The organism is Sphaerisporangium rufum (assembly GCF_016863395.1).
In the GTDB taxonomy this organism is placed as follows: Bacteria; Actinomycetota; Actinomycetes; order Streptosporangiales; family Streptosporangiaceae; genus Sphaerisporangium; species Sphaerisporangium rufum.
Genome location: NZ_BOOU01000111.1, coordinates 1 through 26888, shown reverse-complemented (window position 1 = coordinate 26888; position 26888 = coordinate 1). Strand labels below are relative to the sequence as shown.

General features: G+C 74.8%; 25 protein-coding genes. 8 read left to right on the top strand and 17 right to left on the bottom strand.

Annotated elements, in window-relative coordinates; all coding sequences use genetic code 11:
* The 3 genes from Sru01_RS33870 to Sru01_RS33860 all read left to right on the top strand — a co-directional run.
* Positions 1-873, top strand: an 873-nt coding sequence (locus tag Sru01_RS33870) for a carotenoid biosynthesis protein (RefSeq protein WP_239138046.1), incomplete at its 5' end; no start/stop codon positions are given.
* The gene (locus Sru01_RS33865) at positions 861-2300 is read left to right on the top strand and encodes a phytoene desaturase family protein (RefSeq protein WP_239138044.1); all 1440 of its coding nucleotides are present in this window, start codon (positions 861-863) and stop codon (positions 2298-2300) included. The genes Sru01_RS33870 and Sru01_RS33865, both read left to right, overlap by 13 nt.
* A complete protein-coding gene (locus Sru01_RS33860) occupies positions 2297-3469 on the top strand; it encodes a glycosyltransferase family 2 protein (RefSeq protein WP_239138038.1) in 1173 nt (390 codons plus the stop codon). Before Sru01_RS33865 ends, Sru01_RS33860 begins: the two co-directional genes overlap by 4 nt.
* On the opposite strand, the gene Sru01_RS33855 is transcribed toward Sru01_RS33860, so the two are convergent.
* Entirely contained in the window at positions 3420-4028 is a 609-nt protein-coding gene (locus Sru01_RS33855; protein WP_203994573.1) for a glycerol-3-phosphate acyltransferase, read from the bottom strand. The genes Sru01_RS33860 and Sru01_RS33855 overlap by 50 nt on opposite strands.
* Before the next feature lie 40 nt (positions 4029-4068).
* Between Sru01_RS33855 and Sru01_RS36065 the strand changes: the two genes are divergently transcribed.
* Positions 4069-4896 (top strand): spheroidene monooxygenase, encoded by an 828-nt coding sequence (locus Sru01_RS36065; RefSeq protein ID WP_239138036.1) that lies wholly within the window; start codon positions 4069-4071, stop codon positions 4894-4896.
* Positions 4897-4901: 5 nt separating this feature from the next.
* Here the strand turns inward: Sru01_RS36065 and Sru01_RS33840 are convergent, their stop codons facing one another.
* From Sru01_RS33840 to crtI, 3 genes are read right to left on the bottom strand one after another with little or no spacing between them, the layout of a single operon-like run.
* A complete protein-coding gene (locus tag Sru01_RS33840; protein WP_203994571.1) occupies positions 4902-5894 on the bottom strand; it encodes a phosphate acyltransferase in 993 nt (330 codons plus the stop codon).
* 1 nt (position 5895) lies between these two features.
* Positions 5896-6795 carry a phytoene/squalene synthase family protein gene (locus Sru01_RS33835; protein WP_203994568.1) on the bottom strand — a complete coding sequence of 300 codons (900 nt, stop codon included), beginning with the start codon at positions 6793-6795 and terminating at the stop codon, positions 5896-5898.
* A complete protein-coding gene (gene crtI / locus Sru01_RS33830) occupies positions 6792-8264 on the bottom strand; it encodes a phytoene desaturase family protein (protein ID WP_203994566.1) in 1473 nt (490 codons plus the stop codon). The genes Sru01_RS33835 and crtI overlap by 4 nt, the downstream gene beginning before the upstream one ends.
* Before the next feature lie 550 nt (positions 8265-8814).
* Here crtI and Sru01_RS33825 point away from each other — a divergent pair.
* A complete protein-coding gene (locus tag Sru01_RS33825; protein WP_203994564.1) occupies positions 8815-9804 on the top strand; it encodes a YbgA family protein in 990 nt (329 codons plus the stop codon).
* A gap of 31 nt (positions 9805-9835) precedes the next feature.
* Here the strand turns inward: Sru01_RS33825 and Sru01_RS33820 are convergent, their stop codons facing one another.
* From Sru01_RS33820 to Sru01_RS33810, 3 genes are all read right to left on the bottom strand, one after another.
* Complete coding sequence (locus Sru01_RS33820) at positions 9836-10885, bottom strand: NAD-dependent epimerase/dehydratase family protein (protein WP_203994562.1); 1050 nt, start codon at positions 10883-10885, stop codon at positions 9836-9838.
* 60 nt (positions 10886-10945) lie between these two features.
* Entirely contained in the window at positions 10946-11515 is a 570-nt protein-coding gene (locus Sru01_RS33815) for a hemerythrin domain-containing protein (RefSeq protein ID WP_239138034.1), read from the bottom strand.
* 165 nt (positions 11516-11680) lie between these two features.
* Positions 11681-12103 (bottom strand): DUF2795 domain-containing protein, encoded by a 423-nt coding sequence (locus Sru01_RS33810; RefSeq protein ID WP_203994560.1) that lies wholly within the window; start codon positions 12101-12103, stop codon positions 11681-11683.
* Positions 12104-12520: 417 nt separating this feature from the next.
* Here Sru01_RS33810 and Sru01_RS33805 point away from each other — a divergent pair, with 417 nt between their 5' ends.
* Both Sru01_RS33805 and Sru01_RS33800 read left to right on the top strand, forming a co-directional pair.
* Positions 12521-12982 (top strand): DUF4383 domain-containing protein, encoded by a 462-nt coding sequence (locus Sru01_RS33805; RefSeq protein ID WP_203994558.1) that lies wholly within the window; start codon positions 12521-12523, stop codon positions 12980-12982.
* 94 nt (positions 12983-13076) lie between these two features.
* Complete coding sequence (locus tag Sru01_RS33800) at positions 13077-14258, top strand: zinc-dependent alcohol dehydrogenase (protein WP_203994557.1); 1182 nt, start codon at positions 13077-13079, stop codon at positions 14256-14258.
* Here Sru01_RS33800 and Sru01_RS33795 read toward each other — a convergent pair.
* The 8 genes from Sru01_RS33795 to Sru01_RS33760 form a co-directional block, all read right to left on the bottom strand.
* Entirely contained in the window at positions 14248-15438 is a 1191-nt protein-coding gene (locus tag Sru01_RS33795; RefSeq protein WP_239138033.1) for a geranylgeranyl reductase family protein, read from the bottom strand. The two genes, Sru01_RS33800 and Sru01_RS33795, sit on opposite strands and share 11 nt — an antisense overlap.
* Before the next feature lie 70 nt (positions 15439-15508).
* Positions 15509-15871 (bottom strand): DUF488 domain-containing protein, encoded by a 363-nt coding sequence (locus Sru01_RS33790; protein WP_203994554.1) that lies wholly within the window; start codon positions 15869-15871, stop codon positions 15509-15511.
* 169 nt (positions 15872-16040) lie between these two features.
* Positions 16041-16997 carry a GNAT family N-acetyltransferase gene (locus Sru01_RS33785; RefSeq protein ID WP_239138032.1) on the bottom strand — a complete coding sequence of 319 codons (957 nt, stop codon included), beginning with the start codon at positions 16995-16997 and terminating at the stop codon, positions 16041-16043.
* Positions 16994-17989, bottom strand: a complete 996-nt coding sequence (locus tag Sru01_RS33780; protein WP_203994551.1) for an ABC transporter ATP-binding protein — start codon at positions 17987-17989, stop codon at positions 16994-16996. Before Sru01_RS33780 ends, Sru01_RS33785 begins: the two co-directional genes overlap by 4 nt.
* A complete protein-coding gene (locus Sru01_RS33775; protein ID WP_239138031.1) occupies positions 17986-19017 on the bottom strand; it encodes an ABC transporter ATP-binding protein in 1032 nt (343 codons plus the stop codon). Before Sru01_RS33775 ends, Sru01_RS33780 begins: the two co-directional genes overlap by 4 nt.
* Positions 19018-19022: 5 nt before the next feature.
* The gene (locus Sru01_RS33770) at positions 19023-19943 is read right to left on the bottom strand and encodes an ABC transporter permease (protein WP_239138029.1); all 921 of its coding nucleotides are present in this window, start codon (positions 19941-19943) and stop codon (positions 19023-19025) included.
* A complete protein-coding gene (locus Sru01_RS33765) occupies positions 19940-20977 on the bottom strand; it encodes an ABC transporter permease (RefSeq protein WP_203994548.1) in 1038 nt (345 codons plus the stop codon). Before Sru01_RS33765 ends, Sru01_RS33770 begins: the two co-directional genes overlap by 4 nt.
* Positions 20974-22758: an ABC transporter substrate-binding protein gene (locus Sru01_RS33760; RefSeq protein ID WP_203994546.1), complete on the bottom strand. Its 1785-nt coding sequence runs from the start codon at positions 22756-22758 to the stop codon at positions 20974-20976. The genes Sru01_RS33765 and Sru01_RS33760 overlap by 4 nt, the downstream gene beginning before the upstream one ends.
* 284 nt (positions 22759-23042) lie before the next feature.
* Between Sru01_RS33760 and Sru01_RS33755 the strand changes: the two genes are divergently transcribed.
* Positions 23043-24167 (top strand): hypothetical protein, encoded by a 1125-nt coding sequence (locus tag Sru01_RS33755; RefSeq protein ID WP_203994543.1) that lies wholly within the window; start codon positions 23043-23045, stop codon positions 24165-24167.
* A gap of 45 nt (positions 24168-24212) precedes the next feature.
* Here Sru01_RS33755 and lysS read toward each other — a convergent pair whose 3' ends face one another.
* Positions 24213-25937: a lysine--tRNA ligase gene (gene lysS / locus Sru01_RS33750; RefSeq protein ID WP_203994541.1), complete on the bottom strand. Its 1725-nt coding sequence runs from the start codon at positions 25935-25937 to the stop codon at positions 24213-24215.
* Positions 25938-26087: 150 nt separating this feature from the next.
* Positions 26088-26723, bottom strand: a complete 636-nt coding sequence (locus Sru01_RS33745; RefSeq protein ID WP_239138027.1) for a M15 family metallopeptidase — start codon at positions 26721-26723, stop codon at positions 26088-26090.
* Positions 26724-26888 lie beyond the last annotated feature (165 nt).

Genomic DNA, 26888 nt, shown 5'->3' with positions numbered 1-26888 from the left:
GGGCGGCCGTGGCGTTCGGCGGGCGGCGGGAACGGTGGATGGGCCCGCCGTGGCACCGGGCCGGATACGAGCGCGCGGACGAACCGGGAGACCCGCCCTGGGCCGAGCCGGGGAGTCCCGGCCGGGGCGGGCGGGCGGGCGCGCTGGTACGCGGCCATCGGGGCGGTGGCGCTGGGGGCGATGGTGGTGGCGCAGGTGGCCTCCGGGCTGCAGGCGCGGCCGATCACGCTGACCAGCGTGGTGGTGCTGCTGCTGGCGCTCACCGCGGTGGCCTTCGCCGCCGCGGCGCACTCCCCCGGCCGGGCGCTCGGCGCGTTCGCCGGCGCGGTGCTGCTCGGGTACGCCGCCGAGTGGGTCGGCATCCGCACCGGCTTCCCGTTCGGCGAGTACCGCTACACCGACGTGCTGTGGCCGCAGCTCGGCGGGGTGCCGGTCATCGTGGCGCTGGCCTGGGGCGGCATGGGGTTGGCCGCGCACGCCGTGGCCCGGGCGATCGCGCCGGGCCGGCCGGTGGCGACCGCCGCGCTCGGCGCCCTCGCGCTGACCGCCTGGGACCTGTTCCTCGACCCGCAGATGCTCCGCCTGGGGCTATGGGTATGGGCGCATCCGGGGCCCTACCGCGAGGTGCCGCTGAGCAACTTCGCCGGCTGGCTGGCCGTCTCGTTCCTGATGATGCTGCTGGTCGGCCGGCTGCTGCCGGACGCCCGGCGGGACGGCCGCGGCCTGGTGGTGCTGTACACGGTGATGGCGGTCATGGAGACGATCGGGTTCGCCGCGGTGTTCGACCCGCCCGACCCGCTGGTGGCGATCTCGGGAGGGATCAGCATGGGACTGTTCGCAGCGCTCGCCTGGAGGCGTCGATGGCCGAGGTGATCGTGGTCGGCGGCGGGGTGGGCGGCATGGTGTCCGCCCTGCTGCTCGCCCGGGACGGCCACCAGGTACGGCTGTACGAGCAGCTCCCCCGGCTCGGCGGCAAGCTCGCCGAATACCGCCGGGACGGGTTCGCCTTCTCGCTCGGCCCCTCGCTGCTCACCCTGCCGGAGATCTTCACCGAGCTGGGCGTGGCGCTGGAGCCGGTCGAGCTCGCCGAGCTGTGCCGGTACCGGTTCCCGGACGGGACGAGCCTGACCGCCTACCGGGATCCGGCGCGGATGGCCGCCGAGGTCGACCGGCTGGCGCCCGGCGAGGGCGCCGCCTGGCAGGCATTCCACCAGTGGGCGCGCGGCTGCTACGACGCCTCCCAGCGGACGTTCTTCACCGGCCCGCTCACCCGGCCGCCCGCCGAGGCGCGGCTGTCGGACCTGACCGCGGTGGCGCCCGGCCGCACCCTGGCCGGCCTGGCCCGCCGGTACTTCCGCGACCCGCGGCTGCGCCGCTACGTCGCCCGGTACGCCACCTACGCCGGGTCCAGCCCGTACCGGGCGCCGGCGGCGCTGGCCTGCATCCCGGCGATCGAGCACGATCACGGCGGCTGGTACGTCCCCGGCGGCCTGCCGCGGATCGCCGACGCGCTGGCCGAGCTGCTGGCCAAGGCCGGCGTCGAGGTGCACCTGGAGACCCGGGTGTCGCGGGTGCTGGCCGACGCCGACCGGGTGCGCGGCGTGGAGCTGGCGGGCGGCGAACAGGTGCGCGCCGGCGTGGTGGTGGTCAACGCGGACGCCGCCGCCCTGTACGGGACGCTGCTGCCCGACCGGACCCGGCTGCGGCGGATCGCCCGGCTCGGCCTGTCGTCGTCGGTGATGCTGATCCTGGCCGGGGTGGAGGGCCGCACCGAAGGGCTGCCGCACCACTCCATCGTCTTCTCCGATGACTACGAGACCGAGTTCGCCGACATCTTCGACCGCCGCCGCCCGCCGGAGGATCCCACGGTGTACATCGGCTCCTCGGTGGTGGACGACGCCGCGCAGGCGCCGGTGGGCACCGAGAACTGGACGATGCTGGTGAACGTGCCCGCGGGCGACCCGGCGCGCTGGCCGATGTCGCCGGAGTCCTACCGCGACCTGGTGCTGGAGCGGCTGGCGGGCCGGGGGCACGACCTGGCCGGGCGGCTGCGGTTCGCCGACCTGTTCACCCCGGCCGACCTGCGCGACCGGTACGGCTCCTGGGGCGGCGCGATCTACGGCACCCCCTACCGGGGCGCGCTGGCGCCGTTCCGCCGGCCCGGCAACCGGGGCCCGCGGCGCGGGCTGTACCTGGTCGGCGGGTCGGCGCACCCCGGCGGCGGCCTGCCGCTGGTGGCGATGGGCGGGCGCATCGTCGCCGGGCTCGTCGCCGAGGACCTGGCCGGGGGGCGGCGGTGAGCGGCGCCCGCCGCTGGGGGCGGCGCGCGCTGGCGGCGGCGCAGGCGGCGGCGGCGCTGGCGGTCGCTGTGCGGCTGGCCCGCGGCCGGGACCGGTTGCCGCCGCTGCGCCCGGTCGAGCCGCCGGCCGGCCCGGCCGGGATCTCGGTGGTCGTGCCGGCCCGGGACGAGGAGCATCGGATCGGCCCGTGCCTCGCGGCCGCGCTGGCCGACCCGGCGGTGGCCGAGGTGATCGTGGTGGACGACGGGTCGCGGGACGGCACCGCGCGGCTGGCCCGGGAGATGGGCGCCAAGGTGGTGGCCGGCGAGCCGCCGCCGGACGGCTGGGTCGGCAAGCAGTGGGCGCTGCGCCAGGGGGTGGGCGCGGCGGCCGGCGAGGTGGTGGTCACCCTGGACGCCGACACCCGGCCCCGCCCCGGACTGTTCGCCGCGCTGGCCGAGGCGCTGGCGGGCTGCGACCTGCTCAGCGCGGGCGCGCGCTTCGAGTGCGACGGGCCGGCCGAGCAGGCGCTGCACGCGTCCTTCCTGGCGACGCTGGTCTACCGGCTCGGCCCGATCGGGCCGCGCACGCCGCCGCCGCCGCACCTGGCGATGGCCAACGGCCAGTGCCTGGCGTTCCGCCGGGCGGCGATGATCGCGGCCGACGGGTTCGCCCGGGTGCCCGGCCACCTGGCCGACGACATCGCGCTGGCCCGGGTGCTCGCCGCCGACGGCTGGACCGTGCGGTTCCTGGCCGCCGGCGACCTGCTGGAGGTGGACATGCACGCCTCGGCCGCCGAGGTGTGGGGCCAGTGGGGGCGCACCCTGGCGCTGCGCGACGTCACCGGCCCGGCCCGGCTGGCCGGCGACCTGACGGTGGTGTGGCTGGCCGCCGCGCTGCCGGTGCTGCGGCTGGCGGCCGGCCGGCCCACCCGGCTGGACCTGGGGCTGCTGGCCGTCCGCGCGCTGCTCACCGCCGCACTGCGCGACAGCTACACCCGGCCGGGGGCGGGCGTGCTGCTGTCGCCGCTGCTCGACCCGGTGGCCGCGGTGCGGCTCACCCAGACGACGCTGCGGCCGGAGCGCACCTGGCGGGGCCGCACCTACCCGGGGACCACCACCAGCGCCGGGCTGCCGGGCGTCATCTCCGGCGGGCGGCCAGCGCGGCCTGGCCGAACCGCAGCCCGATGAGGGTCATCAGCCCGCCGGTCGCGGCGACCAGCAGGGCCGGCATGAACAGCAGCTGCAGCACCGGCACCGCGAACACCCCGGCCCGGGCGCCGATGGCGAAGGACCGGGCGAGCAGCGCGCCCAGCACCAGCACGGCCACCGCGAGCAGGAACGCCGGGGGGCAGATCGCCGCGGCGCCGCCGGCGAAGGTCAGCACCGACCGGCCGCCCTGGAAGCGGGCGAAGACCGGCCAGGCGTGCCCGATCATGGCGGCGGCCACCGCCGCGTACACCGGGGCGACGGCGGGCCCGGTGACCACGCCGAACCCGGTGGCGTGCCAGCCGGCCGCCGCCTGGCCGAGCAGCCCGGCGAGCGCGCCCTTGAGCATGTCGCCGGCGAAGACCGGCACGGCGGCCCGGCGGCCCAGCCGCTCCTTGACGTTCCAGAAGCCGGGGTTGCGGTCGCCGGTGTCGCGGGGGTCCAGCCCGTGCGCGCGGCCGACGAGCACCGCCACCGGCACCGAGCCGAGGAGGTAGCCGCCGATGAGCGCGACCAGCAGGGTGACCGGCAGCGGGAGCATCGCTTCGTTCCACCTCGTCAGGTATGCGGATCGGGGCGCCATGCGTCACATGGCGTTCGACCGGCCGGTGCTGCGCGGCACCGGCGGCCTGCTGTTCTGGCGCCTGCTCGGCACCGGCCGGGGCACCTCGATGAGCCTAGGGGCCGATCTGCGGCGGTGGGCGCTGTTCGCGGTGTGGCGGGAGGAGGCGGCGCTGGCGGAGTTCCTGGCCGGCTCGGCCATCGCGGCGCGCTGGCGACAGGAGGCGGCGGAGTCCTGGCACGTCCGGCTGGTGCCGCTGTCGTCGCGAGGCCGCTGGGGCGGCACCGACCCGTTCGCCACCGCGCCATCCGGATCCGGACGGTCCGGCACGGGACCGGCGGGCACCGGTGTGCCCGGACCCGGCCCCGTCGGCAGCGGCCTGTCCGGAACAAGCCCGGCCGGCACCGGCTCGACCGGAATCGAGCAGGTGGCGGCAGGCGTGGCCCGGACGCCCGGTGGAGCCGTCGCCGGTCCGGCTCCGGCGCAGGGCTCCGGTCGCCCGGCCGGCGCGGGCGGGGCGGTGGCGGTGCTGACCAGGGCGGCCATCCGGCCGTCCCGGCTGGCCGCGTTCTACCGCTCGGTCCCCGGGGTGGACCGCGACCTGGCCGCCCAGGACGGCTGCCTGGCCTCGGTCGGGATCGGCGAGTGGCCGCTGGCCCGGCAGGCGACGTTCTCGCTGTGGCGGGACGCCGGCGCGGTGCGCGCCTTCGCCTACCGGCGGCCGGCCCACCGGCGGGTGGTGGAGCGGGTACGCGCGGAGAACTGGTACTCCGAAGAGCTGTTCGCCCGCTTCACCCCCTACGCCAGCGAGGGCACCTGGGACGGCACCGACCCGCTCGGCGGCTGACCAGGTCATCCGCCGGCCCGGTGCGGGGCCGGCTCGCGCAGCCGGGCGGCCAGGTCGCCGGAGGCCAGGTCCCGGGCGACCACGCAGGCCCGGGCGATCGTCTCGGCCCCCGAGGAGCCGTGCGCGACCACGACGGTGCCGGCCAGGCCGAGCAGCGCGGCACCGCCGTGGCTGCGCGGGTCGTAGCGGCGGGCCACCTCGGCCAGCCGCTCCGGCGAGGCGATGCCGGCGCCGGCGACCATGGCGAGGGTGACCCGGACGGTGCCCTCGACGTTCTTGAGCACGACGTTCCCGGTGAACCCGTCGGTGACGATCACGTCGACGGTGCCGGCCAGCACGTCGTGGCCCTCGATGTTGCCGTGGAAGCGGAACGGCAGCCCGCCCAGCAGTTCCTCGGCCCGCCGGGTCAGCCGGTTGCCCTTGCCGGGCTCGGAGCCGATGGTCAGCAGCCCCACCGCCGGGTCGGGCCGCTCCAGCACCAGCCGGGCGTAACCGGCGCCGAGCTGCGCGAACTGGGCGATCATCTCGGGGGTCGGGTCGGCGGTGGCGCCCGCGTCGACCAGGACGCTCGCGCCGCCGGTGAGCTGGGGCAGCGCGACGGCGAGCGCGGGGCGCAGCACGCCGGGGGCCTTGCCGATGCCGCGGATGGCGCAGGTGACCACCGCCCCGGTGGAGCCGGCCGACACCAGCGCCGCGCCGGCGCCGGTCCGGACCAGGCCGCAGCCGACCGCCAGGCTGGAGTCGGCGCCGGCCGCCGCCCCCGCCCCGCGTTCGGTCATCGGCACCGCCTCCGCGGCGTGCACCACGTCGATCTCGCCGGCGGCGCCGTGCCGGTCGAGCTCGCGCCGCACTTCGGCGGCCCGGCCGACCAGGACCACCGGCACGCCGTGCTCGCGGCACGCCAGTACCGCGCCGCGTACCGGGGCGGCCGGCGCGTGGTCGCCGCCCATCGCGTCCACCACGACCGGCCGGACCGGTTCCCGGGGGCGATCGGCCATCTCAGGGCACCTGGACGGCGACGCGCCGCTCGGCCCGGCCGGCGGCGGAGGCGGCGGCCAGGTGCCGGGCGAAGATCCCGAGGCGGGTGCGGCGCGGCACCCGGGCCCGGCCGGCCAGCACGTCGAACCCGGCCGCCTCGATGGCGGTGAGGATGCCGCCGTACAGCTCGTAGGCGGCGCGGATGCACGGCCGGGAGGACGGCACCAGCAGGTCGATGCCGGCCAGCGCCCGCCGGTAGTGGTCGCGGGCGCGGTCGGCCTCGAAGGCGAGCAGCTCGCGGACCGCGGGGCCGGCGGCCGGCCGGGCCAGGTCCTCGACGGTCACGCCGAACTTCTCCAGGTCGGCCAGCGGCAGGTAGACCCGGCCGCGGGCCAGGTCCTCGGCCACGTCGCGCAGGAAGTTGGTGAGCTGGAAGGCCAGCCCGAGCTGGCGGGCCGGCTCTCGGGCCGGAGCCTCGTGGCCGGGCAGCGGTTCCAGCACCGGCAGCATCATCGTGCCGATCACCGCGGCCGAGCCGTCCATGTAGCCGAGCAGCTCGTCGTAGTCCTGGTACCGGTCGACGGTGAGGTCGGCGCGCATGGAGGCCAGGAACGAGGTGACGTCCCGGTGGTCGATGCCGAACGAGCGCACGGTGTGCGCGAACGCGGGCAGCACCGGGTCGTCCACCGGCTCGCCGGCCAGCGCGGCGGCGGTGCGGTCGGTCAGCCGGTCCAGCGCGGTACGGCGGTCGCCGGTCATACCGAACGAGTCGACGATCTCATCGGCGTACCGGGCGAACCCGTACAGGGCGTGCACGTGGCGGCGCTTCCAGGCGGGCAGCAGCCGGGTGGCCAGGTAGTAGGAGCGCCCGTAGCGGGCGTGCAGCCGGCGGCAGCGTTCGTAGCCGGCGGTCAGCGTCATCGGGAGCCCTCCAGGATGCGTTCGGCGGCCAGCCGGCCGGAGATCAACACGGGTGGCACCCCCACGCCCGGCGCGGTGTACATACCGGCGAAGTGCAGGCCGGGGACCCGGCGGGCGCGGCCGGCCGGGCGGAACCACGCGGTCTGGCCGAACCGGTGGTCCAGCGCGAACGGGGTGCCGGCGGAATGGCCGCCCCGGTGCCAGGCCGGCGGGTCGAGGGTGAGCCGGGGGGCGGCGGTCAGGTCGCCGTAGCCGAGCCCGGCCAGCCGCCGGAGCAGCCGGTGGGTGAGCCGCGGGGTGAGCCGGTCCCAGTCGCCGCCGCCGAGCAGGTTCGCCGTCGGTTCCAGCACGGTGAGCGTGGCGTGCCCGGCGGGGGCGGCCGCGGTGTCGGAGTCGGGGTAGGTGACCAGCAGGTTGGGGTCGGGCTGCGGGCGGCCGGCGGCCAGCGCGTCGAAGGTTCCGTGCCACTCCTGGCCCAGGTGCAGGGTGTGGTGGGCCTGCCGGGGCAGCCGGCGGTCCAGGCCGAAGTGCAGCACCAGGCAGGACGGCGAGTAGTGCGGCCGGCGCAGCCGCCAGTCGCCGGACCCGGCGGGCAGCAGCCCGTCGGCGTGGGCGCGGGGCAGGTCGGCGGCCATCACGACGTGGCCGGCCGGCAGGTGCTCGCCGGTGTCCAGCCGGACGCCGGTGACGCCGGAGCCGTCCGCCTCGACCCGGACGGCGCGCACCCCGTAGCGGACGGCGGCGCCGGCCTTCTCCGCGGCGCCGGCCATGGCCCGGGGGATGGCGTGCATGCCGCCGTCGCCGGGGAAGTAGACGCCGCCCACGGTGTCCATGTGGGCGATCACCGTGTAGATGCCGAGCGCGGCGCGCGGCGGCAGCCCGACGTACAGGGCCTGGAAGGTGTGCGCCCGGATGAGCCGCTCGTCGGTCAGGTGCCGCCGCACCAGCGAGTCCAGGTTCCGGAACCCGCCGAGCGCGGCGAGCCTCAGCATGGCGTAGGGGCGGGCCAGCGAGCGCAGCCGGGTCATGTCGCGGTCGATGAAGGCCGGCCACTCGGCGGCGAACATTTTGCCCAGGTGCCGGCGGAACCGCAGGTAGCGGGCGGCCTCGTCCGGGCCGCACACCTGGCGCACCTGGTCGGCCATCGCCTCCTCGCCGGCCACCACGTCCAGGCTGGACCCGTCGTGGTAGCGCAGGCGGTAGTAGGGGTCCAGCCGGCGCAGCGGCAGCCACCGGTCCATGTCCTGGCCGGCGGCGGCGAAGGTGTCGGCGAGCACGCCGGGCATGGTCAGCACCGAGGGCCCGGTGTCGAAGCGGTAGTTCCCCAGGCCGGCGGTGCCGCAGCAGCCGCCGGGCACGTCGCGGGCCTCGACCACGGTGACCTCGCGCCCGGCGCCGGCCAGCCGCATCGCGGCGGCCAGCCCGCCGAGGCCGGCGCCGATCACCACGATCGGGGCGGGGCGGGGCATCAGCGGCCTCCGCCCAGGGCCGGCCGGATCGGGACGGCCGCCCGCCGGCCGGCGGGCCGGTCCGAGTCGTGGTGGGTCGGTGCCCGCGGACCGGTCTCGTCACGGGTCGCCATGGCCATCGGCGCAACTCCTTCTGATCGTTGCCCATCCTTTCGATGGCGATGAACGTTTCGGATGCATGGATTTCCCGGCATTCCCGGAGATCTCCCTCGCCCCATCCGTCCCGCGCGGCCGGCGGACCGGATGCCGGCCCGGCGCATCCGGATCGGGGTCCGATCTCGAAGGGACGAGAAGGATCGAGGAGAGCCGGAGACCGGCCCGGGAGGTGACCCCAGCAGATGACGTTGCCCGCGGTGATCTCGCTACGCGCGACCCGTCCCGTTCATTGCCCGGCGCAGGCCGGTTCTTGCCCGCGCCCGGTGCCCCCGGCGGGTCCGGTGCCACCTGCCGCCGGCCCAGGTGCCGGCGGGCCGCGGGGATCGGACCGCGCGCGTCCCGCGGCCGCCGGCCGGCGCGCCGCGGCGCGGGCGACCGTCCGGCGGGCGGCCCGATGAGCGGCCCGGCCGGCCCGGCGGGCGGTCCGTCCTGGGCGGGGCATCCGCGGCCCCGGGTCGGGGTGTCCAGCTGCCTGCTGGGCGAGCCGGTGCGCTTCAACGGCGGGCACAGCCGCGACCGGTTCGCCGCCGGGGCGCTGGCCGGGTACGTCGACTGGGTCCCGGTCTGCCCGGAGATGGAGATCGGCCTCGGCACGCCGCGCGAGACGCTGCGGCTGGAGAGCTCGCCCGAGGGCCCGCGGCTGGTCGCCCGGCGCAGCGGGCGCGACCTGACCGCGCCGATGGCCGGGCTGGCCGGCGCCCGCGCCGCGACGCTCGACCTGGACGGCTTCCTGTTCAAGAGCCGCAGCCCGAGCTGCGGCACCCACGGCATCCCGGTGTACGCGGGCGACACGCCGGTGGACCGCCGCGGGCGCGGCCTGTTCGCCGGCCGGATCATGGACGTCCACCCGCTGCTCCCGGCGGAGGACGAGGGACGGCTGCGCGACGACGCGCTGCGCGAGGCGTTCGTCGAGCGGATCTTCGCGCACGCCCGGCTACGGGAGTTCCTGGCCGGCGACCGGCGGCCCGGTGACCTGGTGGCCTTCCACAGCCGGCACAAGATGCAGCTGCTGGCGCACGACCCGGCGGCCTACCGGCGGATCGGCCGGGTGGTGGCCGCGGCCGGCGTCCGCCCGCGCGAAGAGTCGGCCCGGGAGTACGCGGCCGCGTTCCGGGCCGCGCTCGCGGTGCGCAGCACCACCGGGCGCCACGTGAACGTGCTGCACCACTGCCTCGGCATGGTGAGCGACCGGCTCGACCTGGTCCGGCGGGCCGACCTGGTGGAGGTCATCGCGGCCTACCAGGCCCGCCAGGTGGCGCTGAGCGTGCCGCTGGCCCTGCTGCGCCACCACGTCCGCGGCACCGGCACCGCCTACCTGGCCGAGCAGACCTACTTCGCGCCGTACCCCGACGAGCTGGGCCTGCGCAACCACGTCCCCCGCTGACCGGCCCCGGCGGGGCCGGTCGCCCGGCGGGTCAGGGGCGCTTGCCGACGCCGGTGGCGATCTCGTGCGCGCGCTCGGCGGCGCCCGCCTCGGGGGACAGCGGCGGCGTGTCCATGCCGCCGCCGCTCTCCAGCCCGGCCACCAGCTCGCGGACCGCGTCCTCGGCGGTGTGCCGCGGTTCCCAGCCCAGCTCGGTGCGCGCCCGGGTGACGTCCATCAGCGGGATCTGCAGGGCCATCTCCAGCAGCCCGGGCGCGGCGGGGACCAGGTGCAGGTGCCAGCCGGCGGCCACCGCGGTGCGGGCGAACCACGCCGAGAACGGCACCACCCGGGTCTTCAGCAGCCGGGCCAGCGCCGCGGGGTCCAGCGGGGGGTCGGCGGCCAGGTTGAAGGCACCGGAGACCGGCCGCTTGACCGCCAGCCGGTAGGCCTCGCCGGCGTCGTCGGCGTGCAGGGCCTGCAACTTCAGGCCGGGGATGTCGGGCACGAACGGCAGCCAGCCGGGCCGGACCAGCCGCTGGGGCAGCAGCGGCCCGGCGAACAGCCGGCGCTGCTCGGTGGCCGACTCCCGCTTGAAGATGAAGCCGGGGCGCATCCGCACCACCCGGATGCCGGGGTGGTCGCGCTCGTAGGCGTCCAGCACCCGCTCCAGGTAGGCCTTCTCCCGCCCGTAGGCGGCGCCCGGCCAGCCGTGCGTCGGCCAGCTCTCGTCCACGGCCTGGTCCTTGGGGCCGGGCGAGTACGCGCCGACGGAGGAGGCGTGCACCAGGGCCGGCACGCCCGCCGCGGCGACCGCGTCGAAGACGCGCATGCCGCCGAGCACGTTGGCGCGCCAGGTGATCGTCGCGTCCCGGGTCGGCTGGAACAGCCAGGCGAGGTTGATCACCGCGTCCGCGCCGGCGAAGGCGCCGGTGAGCTCGTCGGTGGCGATGTCGGCCGCGTGCCACTCGGTCTTGGCCGGCCGCCGGCCGGGCGGGCGCCGGACGACGCCCACGATCGAGGTGATATCGGGATCGGACTCCAGGGCTGATACGACGCTTGTTCCCACGTTTCCTGATGCTCCGACCACAATGACTCGCATATCGGACCGCTGCCCGTGCGGCCCGCGGCGAAACGCCGGGGCCGCGCGGGCGAGGCCGGCTCAGCCGGTGGACCGGCCGGAGAGCTTGTCGCGGATGCGGTCCACCAGCCCGGTGCCCGGGGCCAGCAGCTTGTTGACCGGCGGGCTGTCGGGCGCGGCCGGGTGCGGCCTGGTCGGGGCGATCTTCTTCATCGCGGTGATCTTCTTGCCCAGAGCGTGCAGTTCCTCCACCTCGACGTGCTGGACGAGCTGGGTGAACAGCTCGCTCTCCTCCTCGTGGATGTGCTCGCGGACCGTGGCGATGAGCCGGCCCAGCAGGTGGTCGAACGCCGGGTCGGCCGGGTCGGCCTTCTCCAACTCCTTCATGAGCCGTTCGGACTCGGCGTGCTCCTCGATCTCCCGGTCGGCCAGCGCGTCCCCGCCCGGGATGAACTTGCGCGTCGCCGGGTAGAGGTAGGCCTCCTCGGCGACCGAATGGCGGACCAGCTCGGAGATGACCTTCTCGGTCAGCTCCTTGCGCCGCGCGTGGTCCCCGCCGCCGCGCAGCCCTTCCAGCTCGGTGAACATTTCCTCGACTTCCCGGTGATCCGTCGTCAGGACGGTGATGACGTCACCGGCGTGCTGCATCATGACCCCTACTCCTTTGTACTCTGCCGTCCCGCAGCTCCGGGTCCGGCGCCTGCCGATCTGCTCTTCTGTTGTCGGTGCCGTTGGTGCTGTCCCTGCGGTCCCGGCCACGGGCGCGCCGCCCCGCGCGGCCGGCGACCGGCCGCGGGGTGACGTGCCGCGCCGGAGCTACTCGGCGAAGCGGCGTTCCATGCCCAGCCCGAGCGCCTCGGCCATCTGGCCGATGTTGGCGAATTCCCCATCCGGCAGGTCGCGCAGTGCCTCGGTGACCGCGTCCGGGACGGCCGGATCGCCTGAGGCGTGCGCCACGATCTCCTCGCGCCCGGCCGGGAAGTGCACGCCGGCCAGCCATCGGGCCAGGTCGCCGCGCCGCTCCACGTCGTTCTGCGTCATCCCGGGCGCGACACCCGGCTCGTGCCCGGGCGGGTAAACCCGCGCGCGCTGACCGGATTCCGCGTCCTGGACGGGCTCGGGCTCCTTCCACTCCTCGGCGTGGCTGGTACCCCCGCCGCGCACCAGGCCCTGTGATTCCTGCTTCATCTGCTCGTCGATTCGCCGACCGTGCTGGTCGCTGCCGCGTTCGATACTCAAGAATCGTCCTTTCCGCCGGTGGACAACGGATCGGCAGGGTCGGCATCACCGCCTCCGTCCGCCGCCCCCGCGCCGTCGACCGGTTTCATCGGCTGCCCCTAGACGGGGAACGCCCCCATACCCCGCTCCGACGTCGGCGAACACCCGGCGCGGCACCGATCTGACCCGACCGGCGCCGGCCGGGCGGACGGGCGCCGGTCGGCCGTGAACCGCGTGGAGAAGCGGGATAAATCGGGATGGAGGAATATCGGATTGTCCAGCGGTGTAGGCATGGCGCGGCCATGGAATGCCGCGCGCGGCCGGATACGGCGCCGAATCACGGGTATCGGGAGCACGCACCCCAGCGGGGAGCAGTGAACATCCCGCATACATCACTAAATCGACCACCCTCCGTCGATTCGCCTTTTGGAGGCGTCAATGGGCACCGCACATAACCGGACCTCCGCCACGGTGGGCCGCCGTACTCCGCTGCAGACCGCGGCACTGGTCACCGGAGTGATCTTCCTGCTCGTCGGTGTCCTCGGGTTCATCCCGGGCGTCACCTCGAACGTCGACCAACTCGAGATGGCCGGCCACCAGTCGGACGCGATGCTCCTCGGCGTCTTCGAGGTGTCCGTGCTGCACAACGTCGTGCACCTGCTGTTCGGCATCGCCGGCATCGTGATGTCCCGCACCTGGGGCAACGCGCGTAACTACCTGATCGGCGGCGGCGTGGTCTACGCGCTGCTGTTCCTGTACGGCCTTATCGTGGGCCACGACAGCTCCGCGAACTTCGTGCCGCTGAACACCGCCGACAACTGGCTGCACCTGTTCCTGGCGGTCGCCATGATCGGCGCCGGCGTCGCGCTGAGCCGCCGTCACCACCACGACCACCGGTGACGCCGTCCGGCCCCGGCCGGACCAGGCGCCGCGCACGGACCCGGCGGGCGGCTTCGGCCGCCCGCCGTCGTTTCATCCAGCGAAGGAGCGTTCCATGAAAGCGGTCACCTGGCACGGTAAGCGCGACGTCCGGGTCGAAGAGGTCCCCGACCCGGCCATCAAGGAGCCGACCGACGCCATCATCAAGGTCACCTCGACCGGCATCTGCGGCTCCGACCTGCACCTGTACGAGGTGCTGGGGCCGTTCCTCGACGCGGGCGACATCCTCGGCCACGAGCCCATGGGCATCGTGCAGGAGGTCGGCGCCGAGGTCACCGGGATCGCGCCCGGCGACCGGGTCGTCGTCCCGTTCACCATCGCCTGCGGTCACTGCCCCATGTGCGACCTGAAGCTGTACAGCCAGTGCGAGACCACCCAGGTCCGCGAGCACGGATCGGGCGCCGCGCTGTTCGGGTACACCAAGCTGTACGGCCAGGTGCCGGGCGGCCAGGCGGAGTACCTGCGGGTGCCGCAGGCGCACTTCGGCCCGATCAAGGTGCCCGACGGGCCGCCGGACGAGCGGTTCGTCTACCTGTCGGACGTGCTGCCGACCGCCTGGCAGGCCGTCGACTACGCCGCCATCCCGGACTGCGGCAGCGTCACCGTGCTCGGCCTCGGGCCCATCGGGCAGATGAGCTGCCGGGTCGCCCGGCACCTCGGGCACCGGGTGATCGGGGTGGACGGCGTGCCCGAGCGGCTGGAGATGGCCCGCCGGCACGGCGTGGAGATCATCGACGCCCGGGTGACCGATGACGTGCCGGCGGCGGTCCGCGAGCTGACCGGCGGGCGCGGCACCGACTCGGTGATCGACGCGGTGGGCATGGAGGCGCACGGCTCGCCGGCGGCCAAGCTGGCGCAGACCGCGACCGGGCTGCTGCCGGACGCGGTGGCCGCGCCGCTGATGACCCACGCCGGGGTGGACCGGCTGGCCGCGCTGAAGCAGGCCATCGAGATCGTCCGGCGCGGGGGAACCATCTCCATCAGCGGCGTCTACGGCGGCATGGCCGACCCGCTGCCCATGCTGCGGCTGTTCGACAAGCAGATCACCCTGCGGATGGGCCAGGCCAACGTCCGGCGGTGGATCGACGACCTGCTGCCGCTGGTGACCGACGACGCCGACCCGCTCGGCGTGATGGACCTGGCCACCCACCGGCTGCCGCTGGACCAGGCCCCGCACGGCTACGAGATCTTCCAGAAGAAGCGGGACGGCGCGATCAAGATCCTGCTCAACCCGTGACCGGTGCCCGCCGCCGCCCGGCCGTGTCGCGCAGCCACCGGGCGGCGACGGCGGCGGCCAGCGGCGCGGGCACGGTGCCCGCGCCCAGCCCGACGTCGACCAGCAGGTCGAACACCTCCGGGCGGCGGGCCGCGGTGGCCACCGCCGCGTCGATGAAACCCGGCGACTGGGCGGCGCGGGCCAGCACGTCGGTGGTGCGCAGGTGGCGGCCGAGCGAGCGCCGCAGGCCGCGCCGGTAGGCGGGCACCGGGTCGGCGGCCGCCAGGACCGCCGCCTCGCCGGCCAGCCTGCCGGAGACCAGCGCGTAATAGATGCCCTCACCGGTCAGCGGGTTGATCAGCCCGGCGGCGTCGCCGGCCAGCAGCACCCGGCCCGCCCCCGGCCGCGGCCGGCCCGGCGACAGCGGCAGGTGGTGGGCGCGCAGGTCCCGGGCCGGCAGGTGCGGCAGCAGCTCGGCGAGCCGGCCGTGCAGCACCTCGCGGCCCGGCCGCCCGGTGGCGCGCAGCCGGGGCAGCAGCATGCCGTACCCGACGTTGGCCCGGCCGTCTCCGATCGGGAACGACCAGGCGTAGGCCGGCCAGCCCTCCCGCTGCATGGCGATGAACTGCACGTCGTCGTCGGCGGGCACGTCGGCGTAGCCGCGCACCGCGAGCGCGGTGTGCCGGTCCGGTGAAGGCGGGGCGCCGATGAGGCGGCGCATCGCCGAGTTGGCGCCGTCGGCGGCGACGACCGCGCGGGCGGCCAGCACGCCGTCCAGCACGACGTGGTCGCCGCGGTCGGCCAGCGCGCGGACCCGGTGCCGGCGCACCTCGACGCCCTGCTCGCGGGCCGCGGCGACCAGCCGGGCGTCGAAGACCATGCGCGGGACGACCCGGTTCGGCCGGGCGACGCTCGCCAGCACCCGGGCGCCGCCCGGCGAGATCACCTCCAGCCGCCCGGCCGGCCGGTAGTCGTCGATCAGACCGGGCACCCCGAGCAGCGCGAGTTCCTCGGCGCCGTGCGCGGCGATCCCGTCGCCGCACGCCTTGTCGCGCGGGAAATCCTCCCGGTCCAGCAGCAGCACCCGGGCGCCGGGACGGGCCCGCCGGGCGCCGAGCGCCGCCGCCGAGCCGGCCGGCCCGCCGCCGACGACCACCACGTCCCACATGTCCGCCCGCACGTCCGCCCCTATCTCTGCCACAGGAGGGAGCCTGCCACCGGCGAGCACCGCGAAACCGGACGGCCCGCCGCCGACCTCCGCACCGGCCGGGTCAGTCCGGCCCGCCGAGCACCCGCGCCAGCACGGCGGCGTTGCTGTGGTCGCAGCTCCTGGTCGCGGTGAGCAGCGTCACCGGGCCCGCGCGCAGCAGGGCGCGCAGCCGGTCCAGCGCCGCCCGCCGGCCGGGGGTGGCCAGCTCGGCCCGGTAGCGCCGGTCGAACTCCTCGAACCGGGCGAGGTCGTGGCCGTACCAGGTGCGCAGCGCGTCCGACGGCGCGATGTCCTTCAGCCACTCGTCGACCCGCGCCGCCTCCTTGGTCAGGCCGCGCGGCCACAGCCGGTCCACGAGCACCCGGGTGCCGTCCTGCTCGGACGGCGGGTCGTAGACGCGGCGCAGGCGTACCGGTGAAGGCATCCCCGCTCCTCTCCCCCCACGGCGGGCACGGACCGTTACCAATGATATGCCCGCGGTAAGCTACCGGTCACCCCTGGGAGCCCGCCGGCCCGTCCCCCTTCACCTGGTCACGGCCAGATCATGCCAGGGACGGCCCAGGCGACCGCCGGAGCCGGGGTGACCGCCCTGGTCAGGCCGGGGTTGCGTCTCCGCCCGGGGTGCCGGGCGGCAGGACGCGGCGGTAGAGCCAAAAGACCCGCTCGGCGCGGGCGCCGACGGCCCGGGAGTAGAAGCGCAGCGGGCCCACCCAGGAGATCTGGGTGGTGTGCAGCCCGGCGTCCGCCTGGTCGCGCAGGCAGCGGCGCAGCAGCACCCGGCCGATGCCGAGGCCGCGGGCGGCCTCGGCGGTGCCCGTCGGGCCGAACCAGCGGGGGCGGGCGCCCCAGGCGGCGAACCCGAGGATCTCGCCGTCCCGCTCGGCGTAGTGGCAGCCGGCGGCCTGGGTGACCTCCCAGGCCCACTCGTCGTTCCAGTGCTCGCGGACGAAGCGGGCGACGTCCTCGCGGTGCCGCGCGGGGGCCTCGCGCACGGTGACGCCGGCGGCGGCGAGCGCGGCCTCCTCGTCCTCCTGGCCGGCCGTCCACGGGTGGTCGGTCAGGTCGGCGGTCATGTTCCAGGCGGTCTGGTACCGCTCGTAGCCGAGGCTCTCGGCCAGGCAGGCGGCCGGGGTGTACCGGACGTCGATGCCGGGCCAGGCGTAGCAGGGCGGGTTGCCCGCCAGGCGCACCTCGCGCACCCCCCGGGCGGCGAGCCACTCCTCGGCGGCCCGCAGCAGCGCCCGCCCCAGCCCGCGCCCCTGGCTGTCGGGGTGCACGGCGAGCAGATCGACGTGCCCGACCCCCGCGGTGCGCGACAGGGACGTGAAGACCAGCCCGGAAAGCCGCGGGGTGACCAGCGCGGTCCACACCCGGTCCGGCGGCGGCGCCGCCAGCCGGGAGACCAGCAGCGGGCCCTCGTCGCCGTCCAGCCACAGCGCGGCCCCGGCCACGCCGCCGGTGGCGCGCAGCTCGGCCGGCTCGGCGGGCCGGACACCGGCCCCGTCCGCGCCGTCGGGACGGCCGGTCAAACGATCGGGACGGCCGGTCACGCCGCCTCCCGGGGGATGACGGCCCGGCGGTGCGGATGCACGCAGGCGTGCCGGTGGGCGTCGCCGGTGAGCTCCGGACGCTCGGCCGTGCACAGCTCGGTGCGGAACGGGCAGCGGGCGGCGAACAGGCAGCCGGTGTCCTCGACGGCCGCGTCCAGCGCTTCGGTGGGCACCACCCGCTCCGGTCCCGGTACCTCCATGCCGTGCAGCACCGGGATCGCCGACAGCAGCGACTGGGTGTAGGGGTGCACCGGCCCGGCGATGACGTCCTCGGTGGGCCCGCGCTCGACCACCTGGCCGCGGTACAGCACGTACAGCTCGCTGCCGCCGCCGATGTACCGGGCGGTGGCGATGTCGTGCGTGATGAACAGCACGCTCACGCCGAGCCGCTCGCGCAGGTCCTTCAGCAGGGAGAGCACGCTGAGCCGCATCGACACGTCGATCATCGACACCGACTCGTCGGCGACGAGCATCTCCGGGTCCACGGTGAGCGCGCGGGCGATGACCACCCGCTGCCGCATCCCGCCGGACAGCTGGTGCGGGTAGCGGCCCAAGACGTAGCCGGGGTCGATGCCGACCAGGGCCAGCAGCTCCTCGGCCCGCCCGGCGGCCCAGGCGCGGGAGCGGCCGGTGTGCCGGGCGCGCAGCGCGAGCGGGGCCAGCAGCGTCTGGTGGACGGTCCGGGTGGGGTTGAGCGCCGAGTACGGATCCTGGTGCACCAGCTGGACCCGGCGGAAGTGCCGCCGCCGGCGCCGCGGGTGCAGCGGGGCCATGGAGGTGCCGTCGATGACGATGTCCCCGGAGTCGTAGGTCTCCAGCCCGGCGACGATCCGGCCCAGGGTGGTCTTGCCGCACCCCGACTCGCCGATGAACGAGACGGCGCCGCCGCGCGGCACGGTGAAGTCGATGCCGCGCAGCGCCTGGACGTCGCGGGCGCCGAGCATGGCGCCGCGCTGCCGGTAGGTCTTGGTGACCCCGGTACCGCTGATCATGCGTGCTCCTTCTCCCGCGGGGCGGCGCCGGCGGCGTGGCAGGCCACGGTCCGGTCGCCCAGCCACGCCACCGGCGGCTCGCCGGTCTCGCAGACGTCCATCCGCCGCGGGCAGCGCTCGCGGAACACGCAGCCGTCCACGGGTACGGTACCGAGCGTGGGCGGCCGGCCGGGCAGCGCCCTGGCCGCGTCGATGTCGCCGGACAGCCGGGGGATCGCGCGGATGAGTCCCTGGGTGTAGGGGTGGCCCGGATCGCCGAGCACCTCGGTGGTGGGGCCGTGCTCGACCACCCGCCCGCCGTACATCACGGCCAGCCGGTCGGTGACCTCGGCGGCCACCCCGATGTCGTGCGTGACGATCAGGGTGGTCAGCCCGCGCTCCTTGTGGATCTCCCGGATGATCCGCAGGATGGCCGCCTGGGTGATCATGTCGAGCGCGGTGGTGGGCTCGTCCAGGATGACCAGGTGGGCGTTGAGCACCAGGGCGAACATGATGCCGACGCGCTGGCGCATGCCGCCGGACAGCTCGTGCTGGCAGGAGTCCAGCACCCGGGCGCCGGGCAGGCCCATCCGGTCCAGCAGCAGCCGCGCGTCGTGGACCAGCGCCGCCGGGTCGGCCACCCCGTGCGAGCGGCCGAGGTCGAGCAGCTGCTTGCCGACGGTCTTCAGCGGGTTGAGCGAGTTCTGCGCCGCCTGGAAGACGTAGCCGAGGTGCCGGCCGCGGGCCCGGCGCAGCTCCTCGCCGCCGAGCCGGGTGACGTCGCCGAGCCCGTCGATCTCGACCTGGCCGGCAGCGATCCGGCCGGGCGGCTGGACGGCGTTGAGCAGCGAGAGCGCCAGGGTCGACTTGCCCGACCCGGACTCCCCCACCAGGCCGGTGATCGTGCCCGGTTCGATGGCCAGGCTGACGCCGTGCAGCGCGGGCAGCTCGCCGAGCGGCGTCCGGTAGACGACGGTGAGATCGCGGACCCGCACGCCGGGCGCGGCGTGCGGGCCCGGCGCCGCGGCCGGGTCAGGGTCGATGGTCACCGGGATCACTCCTCACGCAGCCGGGGGTTGAAGATCTCGTCCATCGCGTCGACGACCAGGACGATGCCGAGCGTCAGCAGCAGGATGGCCAGCAGCGGCGCCAGCAGATAGGGCAGCGCCGCCGCGCTGGTCAGCGCACCGCCGCCGAACACGGCGAGGTTCAGCATCACGCCCCAGTTGTTGGACTCGAAGGGCAGCACGCCGAGGAAGAACAGGCCGACCTGGGCGTAGATGGCGCCGGTGACGGCGATGAGCACGTTCATCGCGATGTAGGGGGCCATGCTCGGCAGCAGCTCGCGCACGACGATGTGCGTGGTGGACAGCCCGAGCCCGCGGGCCGCCTCGATGAAGCCGCGCTCGCGCAGCGACAGGGTCTGCGACCGGACGGCGCGGGCGATGCCGCCCCAGCCCAGCAGCCCGAGTACCAGGCCCATCTCCAGCGGGCCGTCGAACTTCCAGATGGTGGACAGCACCAGCAGCAGCGGCAGCCCGGGGATGGTGAGCTGCAGGTCGGTCAGCCGCATCAGGGCGGCGTCCCAGCGTCCGCGGTGGAAGCCGGCGACCAGGCCGAGCGCGGTGCCGAGGGCGACGGTGATGACGGCGGTGACCACCCCGGTGAGGATGACGTACCGGGCGCCGGTCACCACCAGCGCGAGCACGTCGGTGCCCTCGAAGTCGGTGCCGAACGGGTGGGCGAGGCTGGGCGGGGCGTACAGGGCGTCGTCGTCGCGCGGCAGCACCGCCGGGTAGACGATCGGCCCGAAGATCGCCATCAGCGCGAACATCACCAGGATGGCGACGCCGGCCAGCCGGCTGGGCTTGCGCCGCAGCACCCGGCCCACGCCACGCCAGAAGTTGCGGCGCACGCCGGCCGGGCCGCCGCCCGGGGTGCCGGGCTGCCCGGGCAGGACCGTGGCGGCCGTCACGACGCCGTCCGGACCCGCGGGTCGATCACCGCGTAGAGCAGGTCGGCGGCGATGTTCGCGATGATGATCGCCACGGTGGTCACCAGGAACGTGCCTCCCATCAGGGCGTAGTCGCGGGCGCCGATGCTGTTGACCAGCAGCAGCCCGAGACCCGGGTAGTTGAAGATCCGCTCGATGAAGATCGCCCCGCCGAACAGCATGCCGAGGGAGAGCGCCAGGATGGTGAACAGCGGCAGGATGGCGTTGCGGGCCACGTACCGGAACACCACGCCGCGTGACATGCCGCGCAGCTCGGCGGCCAGGATGAAGTCGTCGCCGAGCACGGTGGCCACGCTCGACTTCATGGCCAGCACCCAGCCGCCGTAGGAGGCCAGCGCGTAGGTCAGCACCGGGAGCGTCGCGTGGTGGATCAGCGAGGCCAGGTAGCCGGCGTTCAGGCCCGGGGTGAACTCGACGTCCACCGGCCCGCCGGCCGGGAAGATCGGCCACAGCGTGGTGAAGATGGCCAGCATCAGCAGGCCGATCACGTACTGCGGCACCCCGTGCAGCAGCGAGCCGGAGATGGACAGCAGGTCGCCGAGGCGTCCGCTGCGCCGGATGCCGGCGTAGACGCCGAGGGTGACCCCGAGCAGGAAGCTGAGCAGGGTCCCGCCGAGCACCGGCAGCACCGTCCAGGAGGCCGCCGAGCCGATCAGGGTGGTCACCTCGGTGCCGGGCGTGCTGAGCGACTGGCCGAGGTCCAGGTGCGCCAGCGCGGCCAGGTAGCCGGTGTACTGGTCCCACAGGCTGCCGGTGGGCAGGAACCCGTACAGGGCGGCGGTGGCGCGCTCGGCCTGGTCGGGCGACATCCCGCGCTCGATCAGCGTCTCGTACTGGCCGCGCACCGGGTCGCCGGGGATGTTGCGGATGATCACGAAGCTGATGGTGGTGACCACCCAGATCATCGCCAGGCCGCGGGCCAGGTGCCCGGCCAGCCGCCGGGTCACCGCCCGGGTACGGGAGCCGGGCCGGGTGGGCGTGGTGGGTGGCGTCATGGCGACCTCTCGTGGATCAGGCCGAGTTGCATCCACACGCCCGCGGGCAGCCGCAGCGCCTCGCTGCCGGACGGCGGCCAGCCGGTGAAGCGGGTGGAGTTGACGAACTGCGTGTTGACGTAGTCGTAGAGCTGGATGACCGGCAGCTGCTCGTTGGTCAGCCGGGCCAGCGTGCCGACGATCCGCTTCTGCTCCTCAGGGGTGGCCAGGTTGAGCCGGTTGGTCAGCTCGCCGGGGTTCACTCCCCCTATCGTCTCCGGGCCGCCCATCCAGTTGCCGTCCTGGCCCGGCGGCGCGTGCCGGAGCCGGCCGGCCAGCAGCTGCCAGCCGTTGGCCGGGCCGTACAGGCGCTGGTAGATGTTGTACGGCGAGGGGCCGAGGGCCATCAGCCAGAAGCCCACGTCGATCTTGCCCTGGGCCAGCTCGTCCAGGTAGAGCACGTAGTCGGCCGAGGTGACGACGCTGGCGTCGATCCCGTGGTCGTTGAGCTGGCTGGTGATCGACTTGGCCGCGGCGACCCAGTCGGAGAACGAGGCCGGCACGTTGATCCGCAGCTTCCACGGGCTGCCGTCCGGCATCGCCCAGCGGCCGTCCTTCTTGACCATGCCGGCGGCCCGCAGCTCGGCGGACGCCTTGGCCGGGTCGACCGGGTAGGGGTTCAGCGTGTCCAGCCCGGCGCCGAGCCAGGCGCGGGCCGCGTCGGCGTGCACGCCGGAGGTGGTGACGGCCGGGGTGCCCGCCTCCGGGGAGGCGATCCGGGTCATCTGGGTGCGGTCGATCAGGTACGCCAGGGCCCGCCGCACGCGGGGGTCACCGTAGGGGGCGTGCGACTGGTTGAACGCCAGGGAGGCGGCCACCGGCGAGTACCCGCGCCGGATCTCGTTGCCCGGCGTCCGCTTGATGCGCGCCATCACCGCGGCCGGCACCGCGGTGAACGGCGCGCTGTCCAGCTTGCCGGACACCAGGTAGTTCCAGATCTGCTCGTTGCCGGTGTAGTTGAGCACCTTGACCCGGTCCGGGGCGATCTTGTCGGCGTCGTAGAAGTACTCGTTGCGGCGGAGCAGGGCGGCGCCCGGGTTGACCCGCTCCAGCACGAACGGGCCGGCCGAGACGTCCCTGGCCGGGGCGAAGGAGATCACCTGCTGCGACAGCCCGGTGATCTCCGCCTTGGCCGCCTCCGCCGCCTTCCCGGTGCCCCGGGCCTGGGCGAGGGTCGTCCAGAAGTCGGCGGGCAGCAGGTGGCCGAACACGTGGGCCGGCACGATGACCGTGGACAGCACGTTGCGCAGGAAGGCGTTGCTGCGGTTGGCGCCCTGGCGGATGGCGACGGTCCGCTCGTCCACGACCCGGATGTCGGCCGCGGCGCCGGCCGCGCCGGCGTTGACGGTGTAGGCGGTGCCGCCCTGGGTGTAGGCCAGCCCGATGGAGGCCCGGACGTCCTGGCTGGTCACCGGCCGGCCGTCCGACCAGCGGGCGCGCGGCTGGAGGTGGACGACGACCTCGCCCTGGTCGGGCGTGGCGGTCCAGCTCCGGGCCAGCCCCGGGTAGAAGGCGTTGGGGTCCATCAGGTCGTTCTTCGGCCAGGCCAGGGCCATCACGTCGTACCCCACGAACGTGCTGCCCTTGGGGTTGAACGGGTTGATCGGCGCGGTGGCGTCGATCTGCTTCGAACCGTCGATGGTGGTGTACACGGCGCCCGCTCCGGCCCCCTGGCCGGAGCCGCAGGCGGTGGCGGCGAGGGCGGCCGTGAGGGCGGCCGCGATCGCGGCGAGTCGCTTCATACGGATGCTCCAGGTCCCCGATTAACCAGGACCATACGTGCGCCCGCCCGGGGTGGTCAATTTTTTTCTCACAAACTGACATTAATGAAGGAAATTTTTACACACCCCTCCCGAGCTGGGAAGACATCGTATTCATCACCGTTCACGACTGTTATCAGCGATAACAGTCGATCACCACACCCTTCCGGATCATCGCGATTCTGGAGATCATGACGAGACGTTGCCACGGGGGCAACCGCTCACGCTCCGGCCATCGAACGCCCTGGACATCCCGGAAGACGGTCATGCAGCACCAACTTGTGGCGGAACACGCCGCGCTCGAACGACTCGCCCAGCTTTTCATCGCCCGCGCGAACGCCTTCTCTGCCGAGGGCCGGACCGCCGAGGCCCTCGACATCCCCTCCCGTGACTGGCCGCTCGCCGCCGCCGGGTGCGCGGGCGTCTATCGGGACGCCCGGAACACCATGAGCGAGGCCGCCTTCGCCGGGGACAGCGCCACCCGGGCCCTGGCCGGGGTGATACGGACCGTGCGAGCCCACTACCTCCAGGCGGAGCACTCGTCCGCCGCCGACGCCGGCCCCGAACCGCAACCGGTCGACTCCCCGATATCCCGCAGCCCGGGCAGCGACACCGCATACACGGCGCAGTGGCTCGCCGGGCCGGCCACCACGGTGTGGGCGGGGGTGCGCCTCTACCAGGCGGTGACCATGACCGGCCAGATCGAAGCCGCCGAGCGCTTCATGCCCGAGCTGCTGCCCTTGGCGGTCGGCGCGTCCCTGCTGCTGCTCAACATGCGGGACGACGAACCCTTCCGCCAGGCCGGCCGGGCGTGGCAGCAACTGGTCAAGGCCACCGAGTCACATGCCGCCGGCATCAAGACGCACACCGACTCCACGCTGAGCGGCGACTGGCAGGGGGAGGGCGCCGCCTCGTTCGCGCGCCACCTTAACGACCGGCTGCTCCCGGCCCTTGAGACGTACCGGGACGAGCTGCTGGCCCTGGCGGAACTCGGCGACGCCGGCGCCGATGCCGTGAAGTCGGCCACCGAGACCGGCTTCAAGTTCCTCGTCGAGGCCACGGTGATCATAGGCCTGGCGGTCACCGCGCGGGCCATGGCCGGGCCCACCGCCCCGGTCGCCATGTTCGCCGTGACGTTGGCATGGGGGGCGGCCGTCGGCCAGTTCCTCTGGCAGGTGGGCAAGCTGTTCGCCGCGCTCCAGGCGGTCAGCGAACGGATCTCGACCGGCGCCGAGGACGTGCGGCAGGCCTTCCTGGCCGGAGCCGGAGACCTCGGCGAGCAATCGGCCGGCATCAAGCCGGTTCCGGGTATCGACTGGATCCCGGGGGCAGGCGACAAGTGGACCGCCGAGGACTGGGCCGATCGGTGGCGGCCGGGCCGGGACTCCTGACCGGCGCCGCCCGGACGCCGGGCGGCGCCCGGGCGGGCGGGGCGGTCAGCCGCCGAGCAGCTCGCGGACCCGGCCGGCGCCGACGGCGAGCAGCAGCGTCGGCAGCCGCGGACCGGTGTCCCGGCCGACCAGCAGGGTGTAGAGCAGGGCGAAGAACTCGCGCTGGGCGACCTTGAGCTCCGGGGTCGGCTTGGCGTCCGGGGTCAGCCCGGCCTGGACCTTCGGCACCCCGTAGACCAGCGCCGTCAGCCCGTCCAGCGACCAGTGCTCGTCCAGCCCGGCCAGCAGCAGGCGCAGCGACTCGCGCTCGCGCTCGCCGAGCGAGGCGAGCAGGTCGGCGTCCGGCTCCTCGCGCACCCGGGTGCGCTGCTCGGCGGGCACCTGGGTGGTGATCCACCGCTCGGCCAGATCCAGCCGGGGCCGCACCTCGGCCAGCGAGGTCACCGGCTGCTCGGGGTCCAGGTCGCGCAGGATGCGCAGCGTCTGCTCGGCGTGGCCCGTGGTGACGTCCAGGATCGAGGCGAGCGTGCGGAACGGCAGCGGCCGGGGCGTGACCGGCAGCGGACCCGCCGTGGCGGTGCCGGCGGCGCGGTTGTAGGCGGCGAGATCCGCCGGCAGCGCCACCCCCTCGGCCACCTTGCGCGCCAGGGTGTCCCACTCGTCGTACAGCCGCTGGATCTCCTGGTCGAAAGCGATCTTGAAGGACTGGTTCGGCCGCCGCCGGGCGTACAGCCAGCGCAGCAGCGGCGCCTCCATGATCTCCAGGGCGTCGGCCGCGGTGGGCACCGCGCCCTTGGAGCTGCTCATCTTGGCCATGCCGACGATGCCGACGAAGGCGTACATCGGCCCGATCGGCCGCTCGGCGCCGAAGATCTCCCGCACGATGGGCTCGCCGACCTGCCACGACGACCCCGGCGACTGGTGGTCGACGCCGGACGGCTCGAACACCACGCCCTCGTAGGCCCACCGCATCGGCCAGTCGACCTTCCACACCAGCTTGCCGCGATCGTGCTCGGCGAGCCGGACCGTCTCGGCGTGCCCGCAGGCGCAGGTGTAGGACAGCTCGGTGGTGTCGTCGTCGTAGGCGGTGACCGTGGTCAGGTCGCGCCCGCACTCCGCGCAGTACGGCTTGTAGGGGAAGTAACCGGCCGCGGCCGCGCCGTCGTCCTCGCTCGCCGCGCCCGAGCCCTCCGCCGCCGCCGCGGCGGCCTCGGCCTCCACCGCGTCCAGCCCCTGCGGGGCCTTCTTGCCCGCGGCCCGGCCCTTGGTGCGGTGGCGGTCCAGGATGGCGTCGATGCGGGCGCGCTCGCGCATCGCGTGCAGGATCTGCGCGCGATAGGCCCCGGAGGTGTACATCTCGGTCTGGCTGATGCCGCGGAACTCGATGCCGAGCGCCGCCAGCGCCGAGATCATGGGCGCCTTGAAGTGCTCGGCCCAGTTGGGATAGGTGCTGCCCGGCGGGGCGGGCACCGAGCTGAGCGGCTTGCCGATGTGCTCCGACCACGAGGAGTCGACGCCGGCCGGGACCTTGCGGAACCGGTCGTAGTCGTCCCAGGAGATGATGTGCACCACCTCGTGCCCGCGGCGGCGGATCTCGTCGGCCACCAGGTGCGGGGTCATGACCTCGCGAAGGTTGCCCAGGTGGATGGGGCCGGACGGGCTGAGCCCCGAGGCGCAGACGATCGGTTTGCCGGGGGCGCGACGCTCCGCCTCGGCGATGACCTCGTCCGCGAATCGGGAGACCCAGTCGGTCTCGACGCTCGTAGCCACGATCGGCACGTCCTTCCTCGGGTTTGTGACCCCTCCATTCTCCCGGACCGCCGCAGTGTCTGGTCCATCCGTCCCGCGCCGCCCGCCGGTGCCCCGTCCCGTCCGCCGGCCCGGTCCCCCGGCCGGGCCGCCCGCCCGGCCGGGGGACGATCAGTCCGGCCGGGCGGGGCCGTAGAGCGCCCGGCCGGCGCCGGTGAGGAAGGCCCAGTACCGGTCGCCGTAGGACCAGTGCCACCACTCGGTCGGGTAGTTCACCAGGCCCGCCGCCGCCAGCGCGCCGCCCATGGTCCGGCGGTTGCGGCGTGCCTCGCCGGAGATCTCCCGCGAGGCGGTGTAGCAGGGACCGTCCGGGCCGAGCGGCGTCGCGTTGACCTCGGTGCCCATCGGCAGCTCACCGCCCGACAGGGTGCACAGCGTCAGGTCGACCGCGGCACCGGAGACGTGCGGCGCAACCTCGGGTGGCGAGATGTAGCGGCCCGCCTCGCGCCGCAGCGCGCTCTGCGGCCAGTCCGGATGGTGCGCCCGCAGCTCGTCGACCGATTCCTGGAAGTAGCGTTCCTGCAGCTCCGGCGGCCGGTAGCCCTCGACCACCAGGAAGGTCAGCCCGGGTTCGAGCAACTCCTGGGCGGCGAGCAGCCGCTCGGCGACGCTGCTCCGCAGCAGCGCGTAGTGGCCCACCGCGTCGGCCAGCCGGGCGTCCACCCGGAACACTCCGAAGGACCGCAGGTCGACCAGCGGTTCACCGCAGTCCCGGACCGGTACCGCGGAGATCACGGGGTCCGACATCAACACCGGCGTGTGCGCCACTTCCACTCCCTCCCCCCGAATCGACATCCGGCCCCCCGGCACCAGGGCAACGCGCGGCTCCCCGGTGTCGAGATCACCTTGAGCGAGATCCCTCTAACTTCGCTGTAAATCCGCTGCAACCGGAGCCGGCCGGTCTGCTCGATG